General features: G+C 72.5%; 4 protein-coding genes. 3 read left to right on the top strand and 1 reads right to left on the bottom strand.

The window, feature by feature from the left end; translation table 11 throughout:
- Both OZN99_RS29045 and OZN99_RS29040 read left to right on the top strand, forming a co-directional pair.
- Positions 1-198, top strand: a 198-nt coding sequence (locus OZN99_RS29045; RefSeq protein WP_333779783.1) for a hypothetical protein, incomplete at its 5' end; no start/stop codon positions are given.
- Positions 199-338: 140 nt separating this feature from the next.
- Entirely contained in the window at positions 339-1748 is a 1410-nt protein-coding gene (locus OZN99_RS29040; protein WP_270938699.1) for a calcium-binding protein, read from the top strand.
- A gap of 79 nt (positions 1749-1827) precedes the next feature.
- Here the strand turns inward: OZN99_RS29040 and OZN99_RS29035 are convergent, their stop codons facing one another.
- A complete protein-coding gene (locus OZN99_RS29035; protein WP_270938698.1) occupies positions 1828-2331 on the bottom strand; it encodes a YciE/YciF ferroxidase family protein in 504 nt (167 codons plus the stop codon).
- 198 nt (positions 2332-2529) lie between these two features.
- On the opposite strand from OZN99_RS29035, the gene OZN99_RS29030 reads away from it, so the two are divergent.
- Positions 2530-2780: transposase (locus OZN99_RS29030; protein ID WP_270938697.1), on the top strand; the 251-nt coding region annotated here is incomplete at its 3' end.

Genomic DNA, 2780 nt, shown 5'->3' with positions numbered 1-2780 from the left:
GCGCTCGGCGGGCTGCACCGCCTCGGCGGCAGCCACGCGCAGCAGGACGTGCTGGAGCAGCTGTTCCTGGATGCCGCGATGCAGGCCGGCCTGCACGGCGATGCGCGGCTGCTGCTGGAACGCGTCGCCGGCCGCCATCCCGTCCCGCCGGAACGCCGCATCGGCTACGCAGCGGCCGCGCGCGCCGTGGCGCATTGAGGCCGCGGCGCGCGGCGGCGGTCCGGCCGGGCTGATCCCCGGCCCGCACGGCCTGTCACCGGCGGAACAGCCCATCCCCGCCATCCCGCCGCATCCTTCCCCCACGCCGCAGACCGCGGCACAGGGGACGGAGAGCGACGATGAGCCTGATCACCTACCACGCCAAGGCCGGCGACGACTTCACCGCCTGGCGCGCCAGCGGCATGTTCGGCGAGACGATCTTCCTCACGGACAGCGACACCCGCGCCCGCGGCTTCGAGGGCGATGACCTCATCTTCGGCGGCACCGGCGCCGACACGCTGGATGGCGACAGCGGCCACGACTACCTCTCCGGCAGCTACGGCGCCGACCTGCTGCGCGGCGGCGCCGAGAACGACACGCTGTTCGGCCACTGGGGCAACGACACGCTGGAAGGCGGCAGCGGCGACGACCAGCTCGAAGGCTTCGAGGACAACGACCAGCTCTTCGGCGGCAGCGGCCGCGACACGCTGCGCGGCGGCGTCGGCAACGACCGGCTGGACGGCGGTGCCGACTCCGACCTCCTCGCGGGCGGCGACGGCAACGACACGCTGCTCGGCCTGGACGGCAACGACACGCTGGAAGGCGGCTACGGCAACGACACGATGAACGGCGGCCTGGGCAACGACAGCATGGCCGGCGAGTCCGGCCGCGACTCGATGGACGGCGGCGCCGGGCGCGACACGCTGGATGGCGGCGACGGCAACGACGTGCTGCAGGGCGGCTCCGGCGCCGACCTCCTGCGCGGCGGCCTGCAAGGCGACCTGCTCACCGGCGACGTGCTGGGCGCGACGGGCGCCGGCGCCGACACGCTGGAAGGCGGCGCGGGCAACGACACGCTGCACGGCAATGCCGGCGACGACCAGCTGAACGGCGGCAACGACAACGACGTGATGACCGGCGGCGACGGCCACGACACGCTGGACGGTGAAGCCGGCACCGACGAGATGCATGGCGGCTACGGCAACGACCTGCTGCGCGGCGGCCTCGGCAACGACACCATGTCCGGCAGCTTCGACAACGACACGCTTCAGGGCGATGCCGGCGACGACAACCTCTCCGGCGATGGCGGCGCCGACGCGCTGCATGGCGGCGACGGCAGCGACACGCTCTCCGGCGGCTTCTCCGCGGACCTGCTGGAAGGCGGCACCGGCCGCGACATCCTGCGCGGCGGCGACGGCGCCGACACCTTCGTCTGGAGCCGCCTCGGCAGCGCCACCGCGCCGCGCGACAGCGGCGTCGGCGCCGGGCTGCGCGACGTGGTGGAGGATTTCCAGGCCGGCGACGTGCTCGACTTCTCGCTCATCGATGCGCGGCTCGGCGGGCTGACCAACGAGGCCTTCCGCTTCGTCGGCACGGATGGCTTCACCGTCGGCAAGGGCCAGGGCGGGCAGCTGCGCTACGAGGCGCAGGGCACCAGCACCGTCCTGCAGCTCGAGATCAACGGCGACGGCCTGGTGGACATGGAAGTGGAGCTGCTCGGCCTGCACACGCTGCGCCAGGACGCCACGCAGCAGGACTTTATCCTCTAGCCCGGGACGGGCGGGGAGGAAGCGCCTTCCCGCCGCATCACGCCCGCGCCGGACCGGCGCGGGCGTTGCTGCCTTACCGTCAGGCGGCCTTGCGGTTCACGCGGCTCTCGGCAAGCGCCGTCAGCTTCCTGTCCGCGGCATGTTCCTCGTCCAGCGTCTGCTGCAGCAGCGTGGCGCAGTCCTGCCGGCCGAGCTCGCGCGCATAGGCGACCAGCGTCCCGTAGCGCGTGATCTCGTAATGCTCGACCGCCTGCGCCGCCGAGATGATCGCGGCATCCTTCACGTCGTTGTCGTTGGCGACGCCGAGGATGTCCTTCGCCTCCTCGATGATGCCGTCCATCGCGGCGCAGGTCGTGCCCTTCACGGGCTGGCCGTGCATGCGGAACACCTGCTCCAGCCGCGTGACCTGGTGTTCCGTCTCCGTCAGGTGCTGCTGCAGCGCCTGCTTCAGCTGCGGATCCGTCGCCTTCTGCACCATGGTCGGCAGGTTCTTCGCGATCTGCTGCTCGGCGTAGTAGATGTCCTGCAGCGTATGGACGAACAGGTCGTCCAGCGTGTTGATCGTCTTCGAGAACAGGCCCATCGCGGCTCTCCTTTGCGTGGCGGACAGTCGACGGGCCACCGGCCGGCCGCCTGCCCAGGGGTCGCGGAAACGCCGGGGCGCCGACCCGGGTTCGGCCACCGCGCCCCGCCCGGCCGATCTTGTCCGGTGCCGGCAGGACCGGGCTTGCATTAAGTGACAATATTCCTATAATCTCCACGCTCCGCCCCGGAGCCCGCCATGACGCCGCCGCCTGCCTTCCCCCTCCGCCCCACCGCCCCGATCCCCTGGCGGCCGATGACGGAAGCGGAATGGACGGCGCTGGCGGCCGTGCTGCGCCGCGACGGGCCGGGCCGGCCGCCGCGCGACCTTCGCGCCACCTGGGATGCGGTGTTCTGGGTCGCCTGTTCCAGGGGCCCGTGGCGCGAGCTGCCGGCTGCGCTCGGCCGCGCTGACACGGCGCATCGGGCGCTGCGCCGCGCCGCGGCGGC

This window comes from Falsiroseomonas oryzae (genome assembly GCF_027856955.1).
Classification (GTDB): domain Bacteria; phylum Pseudomonadota; class Alphaproteobacteria; order Acetobacterales; family Acetobacteraceae; genus Falsiroseomonas; species Falsiroseomonas oryzae.
The sequence above is the reverse complement of the archived record's forward strand: the minus strand, read 5'-3'. Positions and strand labels throughout refer to the sequence as shown.